This window comes from Vallitalea maricola (assembly GCF_036985595.1).
Taxonomy (GTDB): domain Bacteria; phylum Bacillota; class Clostridia; order Lachnospirales; family Vallitaleaceae; genus Vallitalea; species Vallitalea maricola.
This window is the reverse complement of sequence record NZ_BTPU01000306.1, coordinates 1-205: the sequence shown is the minus strand read 5'-3', so window position 1 is coordinate 205 and position 205 is coordinate 1. Positions and strand designations below refer to the sequence as shown.

Genomic DNA, 205 nt, shown 5'->3' with positions numbered 1-205 from the left:
CGGTAGAATAAAAGATGATAAAGCATTAAGAGCAGTGGTACAGATCAAGAGTAATCTAGCTCCAGAAGGTTGTTCAATAGCTTTTGAACTGGATAGAGACAATGGTTTTAAATGGATTGGAGAATATAATATTGATGCAGATAGCTTACTACAAGGGACTGCACCTAATAATAGTCCGATACGTGAAGCTGAACACTTCATCAAG

Annotated in this window: 1 pseudogene; it reads left to right on the top strand. The window is 37.1% G+C overall.

From position 1 onward, the window contains the following. A pseudogene (locus AACQ14_RS24175) lies at window positions 1–205 on the top strand (hypothetical protein); the annotation flags it as partial.